Below are 14,799 nucleotides of genomic sequence, written 5' to 3' on the forward strand. Positions count from 1 at the left end.
AGCCCATGGCCGACGCGACCACTGCTTCGCCCTCGATGATGACCGGCGCCTCCGAGTCCGAGCGGCTCCAGCCCAGGCGGGTGGTTGCGTTCATCATCATGGTGTTCGGCATGTTCATGTCGATCCTGGACATCCAGATCGTCTCGGCCTCGCTCACCGAGATTCAGGCCGGCCTGTCGGCATCGTCGACCGAAGTGTCGTGGGTGCAGACCGCCTATCTGATTGCCGAGGTGATCGCGATTCCGTTGTCGGGATTCCTGTCGCGCGCGCTCGGCACCAGGCTGCTGTTTGCGATCTCGGCGTTCGGCTTCACGGCGTCCAGCCTGCTGTGCGGCTTCGCCTCCTCGATCGAGCAGATGATCCTGTGGCGCGCGCTGCAGGGCTTTCTCGGCGCCGGCATGATCCCGACCGTGTTCGCCTCGGCCTACACCATCTTTCCGCGCTCCAAGTTCTACATCGTGGCGCCGATCATCGGCCTGGTGGCGACGCTGGCACCGACCGTTGGGCCGACGGTCGGCGGCTACATCACCGATCTGATGTCGTGGCACTGGCTGTTCTTCATCAACATCGTGCCCGGCGTCATCATCACGACCGGCGTGCTGATCCTGGTCGATTTCGACCAGCCGAACTTCGCGCTGCTCGAGCGCTTCGACTGGTGGGGCCTGATCTTCATGGGCGGCTTCCTCGGCTCGCTCGAATATGTCCTCGAAGAAGGCCCGCAATATGAATGGCTGCAGGACACCTCGGTGGCGGTCTGCGTCGCGATCTGTTTCGTGTCGGCGATCGCCTTCTTCTGGCGGGTCTTGACCGCGGAGGAGCCGATCGTCGATCTCTACGCCTTTTCCAACCGCAATTTCGCGGTCGGTTGCGTGCTGCAGTTCTGCATCGGCATCGGTCTGTACGGCCTGACCTACGTCTATCCGCGCTACCTCGCCGAGATCCGCGGCTACAGCGCGCTGATGATCGGCGAGACCATGTTCATCTCCGGCATCACGATGTTCTTCATGGCGCCGGTGGTGGGCCGGCTGATGCAGAAGGTCGATCTGCGCTACATCATCGCCTTCGGTCTCGTCACCTTCGCGCTCGGCTCCTGGCAGATGACCTGGATCACCCGCGAGTACGATTTCTACGAACTGCTGCTGCCGCAGGTGCTGCGCGGCATCGGCATGATGTGCGCGATGGTGCCGACCAACAATATCGCGCTCGCCACGCTGCCGCAGGATCGCGTCAAGAACGCCTCCGGCCTGTTCAACCTGATGCGCAACCTCGGCGGCGCGGTCGGGCTCGCCGTGATCAACGAGGTGCTCAACGATCGCACCGACCTGCACATCTCGCGATTGCAGGACCGCGTGACCTGGGGCAACGCGACGGCGGTCGAGACCCTCAACAACTTCGCCCAGCGCCTGCAGGGCATGGGCGACTCCACCCTGATGGCGATGAAGCAGCTGTCGCAGCTCGTGCACCGCCAGGCCCAGGTGATGAGCTACGGCGATGCCTTCTTCATGCTGTCGCTGTTCTACGTCGCGCTCAGCCTGCTGGTGCTGTTCGTCAACAAGCCGCCCTCGATGACCGCAGCCGGCGGCGACGCGCATTGAGGGCTTCGCCTTGCGCGCTGTGCGCCCGGTGGCGTGATCAGCGTTGCCTGATCGACACATTGACGCACTCACGCTTATGTCATCTTGCCAATCGCGCGTGATGCATTTATAAGCGGCGCATCGTTTCACGAACCGGGGAGATGCACATGATGTCGTTTGTTTCGCAGACCGTGCGCCCGCGTTCGATGCTGCTGGACGCGCTCGCGCACTAGGTCCCAGCGCTGATCGGGCCTGATCCCCGATCACCCAAACTTCCCAATACGTTATCGACAATTTCACGCGACACCCGCGGCCGGAGTCCGCCCGCACGTCGCCCCAGATGGAGCCGGCCGGCGCGATGTTCGCGTGGCCGGAATGTGTCATGAGCTCTCTCGAGACCAAGCGGCCGGCCGCGATCCGGATCGTCTTGCCATTCGTGTTCCGCCATTGGCTGGAGCAGCCGCTGCGCGCCACCGCCGTGACCGCCGGATTCCTCGGCGCGACCGCGGCCGATCTGTTCATGCCGGTGTTCTCCGGCCATCTGGTCGATGCCCTGACCGCGGGTTCGGCGGATGCCGCCGCGCGCCATGCGGCGATGCTGGCGTTCGGCGCCATCGTCGGGCTCGGTGCGCTGTCGCTGCTGCTGCGGCTCGTTGGCATCCAGACCATCGTGCCGTTCACGCTGAAGACGATGTCCGATGTCGGGCAGCAGGCCTTCATGCGCGTGCAGCGCTTCTCGACCGACTGGCACGCCAATTCGTTCGCCGGCTCGACCGTGCGCAAGGTCACGCGCGGCATGTGGGCGCTCGATTTGCTGAACGACACCATCCTGATGGCGCTGTTGCCGTCGGTCGTGGTGCTGCTCGGCTCGATGATCCTGCTCGGCGTGCACTGGCCACAGCTCGGCGCGGTGATCGCGGTCGGCTCGGTGATCTATGTCGCGATGACCATGGTGTTCCAGGTGCGCTATGTCGCGCCGGCCGCGCGCGTCTCCAATGCGTGGGACACCAAGGTCGGCGGCACGCTGGCTGATGCCTTGACCTGCAACGCGGTGGTGAAGTCGTTCGGCGCCGAGACGCGCGAGGACGTCAGGCTCGACGGCGTCATCAGCCGCTGGCGCCGGCGGGTGCGGCGGACCTGGCTGCGCTACAACCACACCTCGACGGCGCAGCTCGTGGTGCTGCTGTGCTTCCGTGCCTCGGTGATCGGCGGCGCGATCCTGCTGTGGGCGGCCGACCGCGCCACGCCGGGCGACGTCACCTATGTGCTGACCAGCTACTACATCATCCACGCGTACTTGCGGGATGTCGGCATGCACATCAACAACCTGCAGCGTTCGGTGAACGACATGGAGGAACTGGTGCAGATCCATGGCGAGCCGCTCGGCATTGTCGACGCGGTCGACGCCAAACCGATCGACATTCAGGGTGGCCGCATCGTGTTCGACGACGTCACCTTCCACTATGGCGGCCATCGCCGGCCGCTCTATGACGGGTTGTCGGTCGACATCGATGCCGGCGAGCGCGTCGGTCTGGTCGGGCGCTCCGGCTCCGGCAAGACGACGTTCGTCAAGCTGGTGCAGCGGCTCTACGACGTCACCGGTGGCAAAATCCTGATCGACGGTCAGGACATCGCCCAGGCGACGCAGCAATCACTGCGCAGCCAGATCGCGATCGTGCAGCAGGAGCCGATCCTGTTTCACCGCACGCTGGCGGAGAACATCGCCTATGGCCGGCCCGGCGCCAGCGGGGAGGCGATCGAGCAGGCGGCGCGGCTTGCCAATGCGCATGACTTCATCATGCGGCTGCCGAAGGGGTACGGCACGCTGGTGGGCGAGCGCGGCGTCACGCTGTCGGGCGGCGAGCGGCAGCGCGTGGCGCTGGCGCGCGCCTTCCTGGCCGATGCGCCGATCCTGATCCTGGACGAGGCGACCTCGAGCCTCGATTCGGAATCCGAGGCGCTGATCCAGCAGGCGATGGAACGGCTGATGAAGGGCCGCACCTCGATCGTGATCGCGCACCGGCTGTCGACCGTGCGCAGCATGGATCGCATCCTGGTGTTCGATCGCGGCGAGATCGTCGAGCAGGGCACGCATGAGGTGCTGGCCGCTCGCCCGGGCGGCATCTACCGCGGCCTGTTCGAGCGTCAGGCGACCGAGTTCGGACAGGCGGCGGCGGAGTAAGCGAGAGCGCGTGGCCGGCGGGCGATGTCCCGCCGGCCACGCGCCGGAATGGATACGACAATCGATTTCGAGAATGGAATTGAGATGAAGGATCTTACGCGCGGCTCCATTGTGGGTCACATACTGACCATGGCTCCTCCGATCGTGGTCGGCATGATCACGATCATGATCTGCCAGCTGGTCGACCTGTATTTTGTCGCCGGTCTCGGTGAGGCCGCCGTCGCCGGCGTGGCTGCGGCCGGCAACGCCGGTTTCCTGGTCAACGCGCTGATGCAGGTGCTGGGCGTCGGCACCGTCGCGCTGATCGCGCACGCGGTGGGACGCACCGATCGCGCCGACGCCAACCTCGTGTTCAACCAGTCGATGGTACTGTCGGTGCTGTGCGCCCTGTTGACGCTTGTTGCAGGCGTCGTGCTGTCCCGCCCTTACATGCGCTCGGTCGCGGCCGACCAGGCCACCATCGACGCGGGCACCACCTATTTGTTGTGGTTCATGCCGGCCCTGGCGCTGCAATTCCTCATTCAGGTGATGGCGTCCGCGCTGCGGGCGACCGGCATCGTGCGGCCCAGCATGCTGGTGCAGGCGGTCGCGGTCATCATCAACATCGCACTGGCGCCGGTGCTGATCGCCGGCTGGGGCACCGGTCACGCATTCGGGGTTGCCGGGGCGGGCCTGGCGAGCTCGATCGCCGTTCTGATCGGCGTGCTGATGCTGTTCGTGTATTTCCGCAAGCTGGAGCGTTATGTCGGGTTCGATCCCGCGCAATGGCGTCCGCAATTGCGGCAATGGACGCGGATCCTCAATGTCGGCCTGCCGGCCGGCGGCGAGTTCGCGCTGATCTTTGCCTGGATGGGCGTGATCTATTACGTGCTGCGCGATTTCGGGCCGGCAGCCCAGGCCGGGTTCGGCATCGGGACGCGCGTGCTCGGCCTGATCCAGATGCCGGCATTGGCGGTCGCGCTCGCCGCCGGACCGATCGCCGGCCAGAATTTCGGCGCCGGCAACGGCGCGCGCGTGCGGGAGACCTTCATCAAGGCGGTGTCGATCGGCACCATCGTGATGATCGTCTTCACCGTTCTCGCGCATTGGAAACCCGGGTTGTTGCTCGACGGCTTCTCGAACGATCGCGAGACCATGGCGGTCGCCGCCCAGTTCCTGCACTTCGTCTCCATGAACCTCGTCGCGCAGGGGTTGGTCTTCACCTGCAACAGCATGTTCCAGGGCCTCGGCAACACCAGGCCGGTGCTGCTGAGCTCGGTTGTGCGGCTCGTCACCTATGCGGTGCCGGTGATCTGGCTCTCGACGCGGCCCGGCTTCCGGATCGAGTATGTGTGGTACCTGTCGATCGTATCGACGTCGTTGCAGGCCGGTCTGAGCGTGTGGCTGCTGCGTCGCGAACTCAGCAAGCGTCTCGCGCCGCCGGCGCGCGACGTCGCGCCGGAACGCGCTGGTCTTGAGCCGGTCGGATGACCGGCTCAGCCAATTGGCGACCGCGGTTCATCATTTCGGCACCAGTCCGTTCCACACCAGCGCGACGCCGGACAGGAACAGCAGCACCAGCACGACATCGGAGAAATTGCGGTCGCTGAGCGCGTGATAGAGCCGTGAGCCGAGCCAGGCCCCGAGCAAGGTTCCCGGAAACGCGCAGGCAGTCAGCCAGATCAGCTCTGTCGTCACCAGGCCGCTTGCGATCTGGACCAGCAGCGCGGCCGCGAGGATGGTGAAGTTGAAGATCTGGAACACGCCGCGGCGCTGCTGCTTGCCCCAGCCGCGCACGCTCGCCCACAGGATCGGCAGCGGACCGGACAGTCCGGCGAGGCCGCCGAGGATGCCGCCGGCAAATCCGATCGCGCCGTCGGCCCATTTGCCGCCGAACGAAATCGACATCGGCTTGCGTTGCAGGAACAGCAGGGTCGGAAACACCAGCAGGAAGACGCCGATCGTCAGCTTGAAGACCTCGGGGTCGGCGCGGGCGATCAGCCAAATGCCGATCGGCACGCCGGCGAGGCCGCAGATCACGAACGGCCAGACCAGGCGGAAATCGATGCTCTTCCAGATCGACGGCAGCGTCGAGACCTGCGCGATGACCGAGCAGACCAGCACCAGCGGCACTGCGAGCGTCGGCGGCAGCACATAGAGCCAGATGCCGAGCGCCATCAGCGCGGTGCCGAAGCCGGCAAGGCCGGAGACGAAGCCGCCGGCAAGCGCGCCGAAGAACAGGACCGCGTAGCTTGCCGGGGTCAGTTGCATTCTCCCTTCATCGTCATTCCGGGGCGATGCGCAGCATCGAACCCGGAATCTCGAGATTCCCCGATGCGCCCTTGCGCATCTGAGGTCTGGTCCTTCGGACCATCCCGGAATGACGGACGTGTTTTGCCGCGACGTTTACACGACGGCAGCCGTGGGTACACTTCAAAATCGCGGCTCATCAACGATAATCGAAATGGAAGCATCACCATGACTGCGCATTCGCCCAAAACCTTTCTGGTCTGTCACGGCGCCTGGTCGGCGGGCTGGGCGTGGAAGAAGATGCATCCCTTGATGCAAGCCGCCGGGCACCGGCTGATCACGCCGAGCTACACCGGGCTCGGCGAGCGCACGCATCTCGCGCATCAGGGGCTCGACCTCGACGCGCATATCCAGGACATGCTCAACGTCATCTCATATGAAGATCTGCGCGACATCGTGCTGGTCGGCCATTCCTATGGCGGCATGGTCGCAACCGGCGTCGCCGACCGCGCGCGTGAGCGCATCGCGCAGATGATCTATATCGACGCCTTCGTGCCGCGCGATGGCCAGTCGCTGTTCGATCTCAACGAGGTGGCGATCGCCAACATGCGCGAGGCCGCCCGCAACAACGACGGCTGGCGCATCCCGCCGATGCCGACGCCGCCGGATACGTCTCCCGCCGACGTCGAATGGCTGACTGCGCGGCGCGTCGACATGCCGATCAAATGCTTCGAGCAGAAGTTGCGATTGAAGCACGGCGAGACCACCCTGCCGCGCAGCTACATCTACGCCACCCGGATCACGCCGGCGGATACGTTCGGGCAGTTCGCGAGGCGCACCAAGAACGAAGCCGGCTGGCGCTATCTCGAGATCGACGCCAGCCACTCGCCGAACGTCACCGCGCCGGAGGCGCTGATGGCGTTGATGCAGGAAATTGCAGCGTAGCGTCCGAGCCGCGCCGGCGCACTCACTTTTCTCCGTCGTCGTCCTTGAGGCGAATCCCCTCAGTCCGCAGAGCCGCAAAGAGCGCCGCGATATCTTCGGGCTCCATGTTGTTGGGGCACATTCCGTTGAGTTGCTCGGTCGTGATTGTGCCGCTGCTTTTGGCGATATCTCGTGCCTTCGCCATGATCTTCTGAAGGTCCATCTGCGATCCTCCGCGAGGGGCATTCTAGCAAACGGGACGCGATCGTGGTGTCCGATATGGCGAGGGGCCCGGCGTGTTGCGCCGAGCCCCTCATGGTCCATCTTCAAGACGCATTTTCTTCACGCGAATCGGAAATCCACTTCGCTCGAAAACGCTTTAGAATATCAGCCGGCCTGTAAGCCGGGTTCTGTAGGGCACCATTCTCGCGAATGGTACGCGACGGCCATTCCTCTGGGACAAGGCTTGCACCTTGCCTCGGGCAACCTACCCGGACAGCGGGCCTGACATCGCCCTGCGGTGTTATCGCGCGTGCGCGAACTAACCGCGTTGCCGTCCCTATTCGGTTTTGCTCCCGGTGTGGTTTGCCATGCCGTCTCCGTTGCCGGAAACGCGGTGCGCTCTTACCGCACCTTTTCACCCTTACTTCCTCCGGAGAGGGAGCGGTTCGTTCTCTGTGGCACTTTCCCTGGGGTCACCCCCGCCGGATGTTATCCGGCACCGCATGTCGATGGAGCCCGGACTTTCCTCCCCCGCGGCCTTTCGGCACTTGCGGGAGCGGCCGTCCGGCCGACTGACACCAACGGCATGGGCGTTTCCGCCCGATCCGTCAAGCGGATAACACCGGCCAAAACGGCCGAAATAAATTATCCTCAAGATGTCGTTTGGCCTGTCGCCCGTTCGACTGGGTGTCGGCGATCCAGCCGATCAAGAGGAGAGATGAGATGCAATATTTGCTGCTGATCTACCGGAGCGACGCGGAATATGGTCGTATGAGCGCCGACGACCGTAAGGCGGTGACGGCGGAATATGGGGCCTACACCCAGTCGATCATCCAGAGCGGCCACTTCAAGGCCGGCGACGGGCTGCAGCCGGTGTCGACCGCGACCACCGTGCGGGTTCGCGACGGCAAGACGCTGACGACCGACGGTCCGTTCGCCGAAACCCGCGAACAGCTCGGCGGCTATTATCTGGTCGAGGCCAAGGATCTCGACACCGCGCTTGGCCTGGCAGCCCGGATTCCCGGCGCCAAGACCGGCTCGATCGAAGTCCGGCCTGTCATGATCTACGACAAGTAACCTTATTGCTGTCATTCCGGGGCGTCGGAAGGACGAACCCGGAATCTCGAGGTTCCGGGCTCGCTCGCGCGACGGCGCGCGCGCCCCGGAACGACGGTTTCTCCGAAAGCTTCGGCATGACCCCGAGCCAGATCGAAAAGGTGTTTCGCGACGAGGCGGGCCGGGCGCTCGCGACGCTGATCCGTCTCGTCGGCGATTTCGATCTGGCCGAGGATGCGCTGCAGGATGCCTTCGCGGTGGCGCTGCAGCGCTGGCCGATCGGCGAATTCCCGTCCAATCCGCGGGCCTGGCTGGTCAATGTCGGCCGCAACAAGGCGATCGACCGGGTCCGCCGCGCCGTCAGCTTCCGCGGCAAGCAGCAGGAGCTGACGCATCAACTGCTGCTCGATGCGGAGGCCTCGCCCGAGCCGGCGGATGCGACGCTCGACGACGACATGCTGAGGCTGATCTTCACCTGCTGTCATCCGTCCTTTGCGCCCGAGGTGCAGGTCGCGCTGACCTTGCGCACGGTGTGCGGCCTGACGACCGTCGAGGTCGCGCGCGCATTCCTGGTCAGCGAGGACGCCATGGCGCAGCGGCTGCTGCGCGCCAAGCAGAAGATAAAACTCGCCGGCATTCCCTATCAGGTGCCGGAGCGCGAGGCGCTCGAACCGCGGTTGTCGGGCGTGCTCGCGGTGATCTACCTCGTCTTCACCGAAGGCTATGCCGCGACCGCGGGCGACGATCTGATGCGGCCGGATCTCGCGTGCGAGGCGATCCGGCTGGCGCGGCTGCTCGATGCGCTGATTCCGGGACGCGGCGGGATCAAGGGCCTGCTGGCGCTGATGCTGCTGCACGATGCGCGCCGCGCCGGCCGCCAGACCGCCGACGGCGACATCGTGCTGCTCGAAGAGCAGGACCGTTCGCTGTGGGATGTCCGGCAGATCGCCGAAGGCGTGCAGCTGGTCGAGGAGGCGCTGCGCATGCCGGGCCGGCCGCAATCCTATGCGGTGCAGGCCGCGATCGCCGCGCTGCATGCGCGGGCGCCGAGCTATGAGGATACTGACTGGCCGCAGATCGCCGGTCTTTACGAGGTGCTGCTGCGCATCAGCCCGTCGCCGGTGATCGAGCTCAACCACGCGGCCGCGGTGTCGATGGTCGACGGCCCGGCGCGCGCGCTCGATCTGATCGACGCGCTGGCCGCGCGCGGCACGTTGAAGGGATACGACCAGCTGCCCGCGGTGCGCGCCGATCTGCTGCGCCGCCTCGGCCGCAAGGACGACGCGCGGCAGGCGTATCTCGCGGCCACCGCCGCAACCCAGCTCGAGCCGTTGCGGCGGCTCTATGCCCGCAGGATCGCGGAGCTGGGGTGAGATCACCTCAGCCCGCGCGAGGTCGTGAGGACACGCAGCTCGGATCAGAGATCGTCAGCGTGCTGCGCGGCCTTGAACGTGCTCAGTACCCGGTCTTTGCCTTGGCGCCGCCGGACGCTTGCCCGGTCGTCGTTCCACTCGACATGCCGGTCGTGGTGCCGGGTGCCATCTTCTTCTGCGCATGATGGATCTTGTGGGTCTTGTGCATGGTCGACGTGGACTTGCCTTGTGTCGTCATAGCGGCTGCCGGAGCGGCGATCAGGCCAACGGCGACAGCTCCCGCGATCAGTGCTTTGAACATGGACGAATCTCCACTCGGACCGCCCCAAAAATAAGAAGACAGCGCGTCGCGAAAGGTTCCATCAGTGCATGCGCGATCGGCAGGAAAAAGGGGCACAGGGGCAACCTGATCTCATCCGTCATTGCGAGGAGCGAAGCGACGAAGCAATCCATCTGTCCGCGCAAGTGGCGGGATGGATTGCTTCGCGAAGCCTGTCATCGGGCACGCGTTCGCGCGACCCGTTGGCTCGCAATGATGGAAGAGAGAGCCTACCTCGCCGCATCCGGCGGCAGGCTCTCGAGCAGCGCGTACAACGTCGCCATGGTGGAACGGTCGGCGATCCCGTCGACGCGCTCGGGGCGGAAGTGACGCTGGAACGCGGTGACGACCTCCATGGTCGGGCCGTCGAACTTGCCGTTGGTCGGGATGTTGTAGCCGTAGCGGCGGAACGCGGCCTGCATGTTGGAGACGGCATCGCTGATCGCGCCGAGCTGCAGCGCGTCGCCGCGCACGATCGGTGCCGGTTGCACCCAATGCCCGACGCCGGAATTGGCCAGCGAGTGCCAGGGGAATTTCTCGCCGGGATCCTTCTTGCGGCCGGGCGCGACGTCGGAATGGCCGAGCACGCGATGCGCGACCACCTTGCGGCGAAGCATGATGCCGCGGCACAGCGCGATCACGGCCGCGATCTGGCGCAGCGGAAAATCCGGATAGCCCCAATCGTGACCGCGATTGACGATCTCGACGCCGATCGAGCAGGAGTTGATGTCGTCTTCGCCCGCCCAGGCCGAGACGCCGGCGTGCCAGGCGCGCTTGCTCTCCGGCACGCATTGCACGATGCGGCCGTCCTCGAGCACGATGTAGTGCGCCGAGACTTCGGTGCCGGCGGTGCAGAGCTGCGCGATCGCACCTTCGACGTCGGGCATCCCGGTGTAGTGCAGCACGATCATGTCGGGCTGCCGGCCGTTCGCGCGATCGCCGAAATTCACCGACGGGATCACATCGGAGGCAACGGAGGAATCGGGCGTGAACGTCTTCACGTCGGCCACGCCCTTCGGAACGGGAAGGACGCGCTGACGCTTCGAATCAGCGTTGCCGGATGAAGACGAACCAGAAGCCATACGAATCACTCAAACCCGAACCAGGAGAACGCATTTTGACATATGGATAAACAAATAGGCGTTTACTATTCCTTTACCGTGCGGGCCGCGCAATCGCCCCCGCCGGTTCCACGGGCTGCGACGATGCCCGAAGTGAAGGCGGAGGCTATCACTCGAATGCGGGTCAAAGTCGCGCGATTCCGCTAACCCTTCATCAACGTTTTCTTAACGTTAAGTGCCGTTACTGAGAGGTGAAGTGCCGAACCGGTTTCGGGGGACGGCCCACGGACGCTGAGCCTCGCTGTTGCGCGAAATCCCATGGAAACCCTCCCAATTCCGGTCGGATATCAGGACTTGCGGCCGAGCACGGGAGTTGGCGCTGGAATTGCGCGGCGGCTTCTTCACCGGAACGATCGGTCTGGAGCGTTTTCGAGCGAAGTGGATACCGGTTCGCGTGAAGAAAACGCGTCAAGGCAGGAATCCGGAGCCCCGTTCCGATCCAATCGGAACGGAAAGGGCTCCGGGCGCGAGGATTCGAGACGCAATGAGTCGGCGCGCAGCCAGCTTGCATGCCAGTTACGCGGCCCTGCCCGGGGACTGCGCATGAGCGAGCGTGCGCCGCGTCACATTTCGGTGCTGGGCCGCGAGGCGGTCGCTTATCTCGCGCCGCGCGCCGGCGGCATCTATGTCGACGCGACCTTCGGCGCCGGCGGCTACAGCCGCATGATCCTCGACGTCGCCGACACGCGCGTCATCGGCATCGACCGCGACCGCACCGCGATCACCGGCGGCTTCGATCTGGTCGACGGCGCCGGCGGCCGCCTGACGCTGGTCGAGGACCGCTTCTCAGACCTCGCCGAGGTCTGCGCGTCGCAGGGCGTCGACAAGGTCGACGGCGTCGTGATGGATGTCGGCGTCTCCTCGATGCAGCTCGACCAGGCCGAGCGCGGCTTTTCGTTTCGTCTCGGCGGCCCGCTCGACATGCGGATGGCCCAGAGCGGGGTGACCGCGGCCGACGTCGTCGCCACCGCCTCCGAGAAGCAGCTCGCCGACATCATCTATATCTTCGGCGAGGAGCGCCATTCGCGCAGCGTTGCGCGCGCCATCGTCGCCGCGCGCAAGGAGGCGCCGATCACGACGACCGGCGCGCTCGCCGACATCGTCGCGAAGGTCGTGCGCGCCAAGCCGAACGAGATCCATCCGGCGACGCGGACCTTTCAGGCGCTGCGCATCTTCGTCAATGAGGAGCTCGATGAGCTCTATCTGGCGCTCGCGGCCGCCGAGCGCGTGCTGAAGCCGGGCGGCCGGCTCGCGGTGGTCTCGTTCCATTCGCTGGAAGACCGCATCGTCAAGAACTTCCTCGCCGAGCGCGGCAAGGCCGCGGCCGGCTCGCGGCATCTGCCCGAGATCGCGCAGGCCGCGCCGAGCTTTCAGATCCTCACCAAGCGCCCGGTTGTGCCATCCGATGCGGAGATCGCGGCGAATCCGCGCGCGCGTTCCGCAAAACTGCGCGCGGCCGAGCGCACCGCGGCGCCGCCGCATGCGGACGACGAACTGCCGTCCTGGCCGCGTCTCGCCGACCTGAAGCGGGGAGGCTGACGATGCGCCTTCTCCATCTCCTCGTCATCGGCATGCTGATCTTCGCGGCGTCGTATGTCTATCGCATCAAGATGGAATCGACCGCGCGCGTCGAACGCGTGCTGCAGCTCAATGCGGAGATCCGCGAGCAGCGCAATGCGATCGCCACCTTGCGCGCCGAATGGGCCAAGCTCGATGCGCCGCTCAGGCTGCAGGGGCTTGCCGAGCGCCATCTGCCGCTGAAGCCGATCAACGCCAACCAGTATGATTCCCTGAAGAACCTGCCGGAACGGCCGCCGAGCTTCACGCGGCCCGGTTCGCGCGATCCGATCGGCGCCATGATCGACACCATCGAGGCCGCCGCCGCGCCCGACAGCACCACCGGATCGATCGACAAGCCGGCGACCGACCAGCCGGCCGCCGACCAGCCCGCGCCCACCGAGGACACCGAGCAGGGCGGGGGAGACCAGCAATGACGGGACCAGCCATGACCGATCCGGCACCCGCCAGCAAATCGGCCGCGAAATCCGCCGAGCCCTGGAGCCAGCGGCTGATCCGCACGCTGCTGTACGGCAGCAATGTCGACCGTGCCGCGAAGGCGCGCGCGCGCGTCGGCCTTGCGATCATCGCCTTTGCGGCGGTCTATTGCGTGCTGGCCGGACGTCTCGTGCTGTTCGCCGTCGGCGCCGACAGCCATAGCGCACGGCGCGCCGCCTCGCAGGACGCGATCGCAACGGCGCGGCCCGACATCACCGACCGCAACGGCGCCATTCTCGCGACCGACGTCAAGGCGCCGAGCCTGTTCGCCGAGCCGCGCCGCCTGATCGACAAGGACGAGGCGATCGAGCTTCTGACCGGGGCGCTGCCCGATCTCGACACCGGCGAGGTGCGCGACCGCCTGTCGTCGCGCAAGGGTTTCGTCTGGCTGAAGCGCGAGATCACGCCGAAGCAGCAGCTCGACATCCATCGCCTCGGCCTTCCCGGCGTCGGCTTCCTGCGCGAGAACAAGCGCGTCTACCCGACCGGCAACGAGGTCGCCCACCTGATCGGCCTGGTCAACATCGACAACCAGGGCATCGCCGGCATGGAGAAGTGGCTGGACAACAACGGTCTGGCCGATCTGCATCGCGCCGGCTTCGCCACCGACCGGCTGCAGAAGCCGGTGGAGCTGTCGGTCGATCTGCGCGTCGAGCACGCGCTGCGCGACGAACTGATCAAGGCCAAGGAGAAGTTCAAGGCCAAGGCGGCCTCCGGCCTCGTCTCCAACGTGCGCACCGGCGAGATCGTGGCGATGGTGTCGCTGCCGGATTTCGATCCGAACAATCCGAAGGAAGCGCACGATCCCGACCGCATCAACCGCCTGACCACGGGCGTCTACGAGATGGGCTCGACCTTCAAGGCGTTCACGCTGGCGATGGCGCTGGATAGCGGCCGGTTCGACCTCAACTCGATGTGGGATGCGCGCGGCCCGCTGCACTACGGCAAGTTCGCGATCCATGACGATCACAACATGGGCCGCATGATCAACATGAAGGAGGTGTTCTACTATTCCTCCAACATCGGCGCCGGCCGCATTGCGCTCGCGATGGGCGTCGACGCGCACAAGGCGTTCCTGCGCAAGATGGGGCAGCTCGAGCGGCTGCGCACCGAACTGCCGGAGAGCGCCTCGCCGATCGTGCCGAAGAAGTGGGGCGAATTGAACACCGTCACCATCTCGTTCGGCCACGGCATCGCGGTGGCGCCGCTGCAGGCGGTGATGGGCATCGACGCGCTGGTCAATGGCGGCTATCTGATCCCGCCGACCTTCCTGAAGCGCACCGAGCAGGAGGCGATGGCGCTGGCCAAGCGCGTCATCAAGCCGGAGACCTCGGACAAGATGCGCTATCTGATGCGGCTCAACGCCGAGGTCGGCACCGCCAAGAAGGCCGACGTCAAGGGCTACTATATCGGCGGCAAGACCGGCACCGCCGAGAAGGTCATCAACGGCCGCTACGCCAAGAAGCGCGTGCTCAACGCCTTCACCGCGATCCTGCCCGCCGACAATCCGAAATACCAGCTCCTGATCATGCTCGACGAGCCGCAGCCCCTGAAGGAGACCTATGGTTTCATCACCTCGGGCTGGAATGCGGTGCCGACCGGCGGCAACGTGATCGCCCGAATTGCGCCGCTTTTGGGCGTCGAACCGCGATTCGACCTGCCGCCGTCCGACCGCCTTATTCTTGCGGCATCGAGAGCAACCCAGTAAGGCGTAGTGTGACAGCATGATCCGGACCGGAACGGC

Annotated in this window: 13 protein-coding genes and 1 other RNA gene; 9 read left to right on the forward strand and 5 right to left on the reverse strand. The window is 65.5% G+C overall.

Annotation, left to right across the window (positions count from 1 at the left end; genetic code table 11):
- The first annotated feature begins 5 nt into the window (after window positions 1-5).
- The 3 genes from ACVINW_RS22685 to ACVINW_RS22695 all read left to right on the forward strand — a co-directional run bounded on the left by ACVINW_RS22685 (window position 6) and on the right by ACVINW_RS22695 (window position 5,226).
- Complete coding sequence (locus ACVINW_RS22685) at window positions 6-1,595, forward strand: DHA2 family efflux MFS transporter permease subunit (protein ID WP_456753341.1); 1,590 nt, start codon at window positions 6-8, stop codon at window positions 1,593-1,595.
- Window positions 1,596-1,956: 361 nt separating this feature from the next.
- Window positions 1,957-3,756 carry an ABC transporter ATP-binding protein gene (locus ACVINW_RS22690; protein WP_456753342.1) on the forward strand — a complete coding sequence of 600 codons (1,800 nt, stop codon included), beginning with the start codon at window positions 1,957-1,959 and terminating at the stop codon, window positions 3,754-3,756.
- Between the two features lie 84 nt (window positions 3,757-3,840).
- On the forward strand, window positions 3,841-5,226 hold the full coding sequence (locus ACVINW_RS22695; protein ID WP_456753343.1) for an MATE family efflux transporter: 1,386 nt from the start codon (window positions 3,841-3,843) through the stop codon (window positions 5,224-5,226).
- Window positions 5,227-5,256: 30 nt separating this feature from the next.
- On the opposite strand, the gene ACVINW_RS22700 is transcribed toward ACVINW_RS22695, so the two are convergent.
- Window positions 5,257-6,006 (reverse strand): sulfite exporter TauE/SafE family protein, encoded by a 750-nt coding sequence (locus tag ACVINW_RS22700; RefSeq protein ID WP_456753344.1) that lies wholly within the window; start codon window positions 6,004-6,006, stop codon window positions 5,257-5,259.
- Between the two features lie 207 nt (window positions 6,007-6,213).
- Between ACVINW_RS22700 and ACVINW_RS22705 the strand changes: the two genes are divergently transcribed.
- Window positions 6,214-6,930 carry an alpha/beta fold hydrolase gene (locus ACVINW_RS22705; RefSeq protein ID WP_456753345.1) on the forward strand — a complete coding sequence of 239 codons (717 nt, stop codon included), beginning with the start codon at window positions 6,214-6,216 and terminating at the stop codon, window positions 6,928-6,930.
- Window positions 6,931-6,952: 22 nt separating this feature from the next.
- Here ACVINW_RS22705 and ACVINW_RS22710 read toward each other — a convergent pair whose 3' ends face one another.
- Together ACVINW_RS22710 and rnpB are read right to left on the reverse strand one after the other, a co-directional pair.
- Window positions 6,953-7,132, reverse strand: coding sequence for a hypothetical protein (locus ACVINW_RS22710; protein ID WP_456753346.1), 180 nt, complete (start codon window positions 7,130-7,132; stop codon window positions 6,953-6,955).
- Window positions 7,133-7,292: 160 nt separating this feature from the next.
- Window positions 7,293-7,707, reverse strand: an RNA gene (gene rnpB / locus ACVINW_RS22715) — RNase P RNA component class A.
- A 147-nt stretch (window positions 7,708-7,854) separates the two neighbouring features.
- Here rnpB and ACVINW_RS22720 point away from each other — a divergent pair.
- The gene (locus ACVINW_RS22720; protein ID WP_456753347.1) at window positions 7,855-8,208 is read left to right on the forward strand and encodes a YciI family protein; all 354 of its coding nucleotides are present in this window, start codon (window positions 7,855-7,857) and stop codon (window positions 8,206-8,208) included.
- Between the two features lie 116 nt (window positions 8,209-8,324).
- Window positions 8,325-9,560 (forward strand): RNA polymerase sigma factor, encoded by a 1,236-nt coding sequence (locus tag ACVINW_RS22725; protein WP_456753348.1) that lies wholly within the window; start codon window positions 8,325-8,327, stop codon window positions 9,558-9,560.
- Window positions 9,561-9,642: 82 nt separating this feature from the next.
- On the opposite strand, the gene ACVINW_RS22730 is transcribed toward ACVINW_RS22725, so the two are convergent.
- Together ACVINW_RS22730 and ACVINW_RS22735 are read right to left on the reverse strand one after the other, a co-directional pair.
- Window positions 9,643-9,861, reverse strand: coding sequence for a hypothetical protein (locus ACVINW_RS22730; RefSeq protein WP_456753349.1), 219 nt, complete (start codon window positions 9,859-9,861; stop codon window positions 9,643-9,645).
- Window positions 9,862-10,109: 248 nt separating this feature from the next.
- Window positions 10,110-10,961: an N-acetylmuramoyl-L-alanine amidase gene (locus ACVINW_RS22735; protein WP_456753350.1), complete on the reverse strand. Its 852-nt coding sequence runs from the start codon at window positions 10,959-10,961 to the stop codon at window positions 10,110-10,112.
- A gap of 582 nt (window positions 10,962-11,543) precedes the next feature.
- Here ACVINW_RS22735 and rsmH point away from each other — a divergent pair.
- From rsmH to ACVINW_RS22750, 3 genes are read left to right on the forward strand one after another with little or no spacing between them, the layout of a single operon-like run.
- Window positions 11,544-12,539: a 16S rRNA (cytosine(1402)-N(4))-methyltransferase RsmH gene (gene rsmH, locus ACVINW_RS22740; protein WP_456753351.1), complete on the forward strand. Its 996-nt coding sequence runs from the start codon at window positions 11,544-11,546 to the stop codon at window positions 12,537-12,539.
- A gap of 2 nt (window positions 12,540-12,541) precedes the next feature.
- Window positions 12,542-12,994 (forward strand): cell division protein FtsL, encoded by a 453-nt coding sequence (gene ftsL / locus ACVINW_RS22745; protein WP_456753352.1) that lies wholly within the window; start codon window positions 12,542-12,544, stop codon window positions 12,992-12,994.
- A gap of 11 nt (window positions 12,995-13,005) precedes the next feature.
- A complete protein-coding gene (locus ACVINW_RS22750) occupies window positions 13,006-14,763 on the forward strand; it encodes a peptidoglycan D,D-transpeptidase FtsI family protein (protein WP_456756475.1) in 1,758 nt (585 codons plus the stop codon).
- Window positions 14,764-14,799 lie beyond the last annotated feature (36 nt).

This window comes from Bradyrhizobium sp. USDA 4461 (assembly GCF_054055655.1).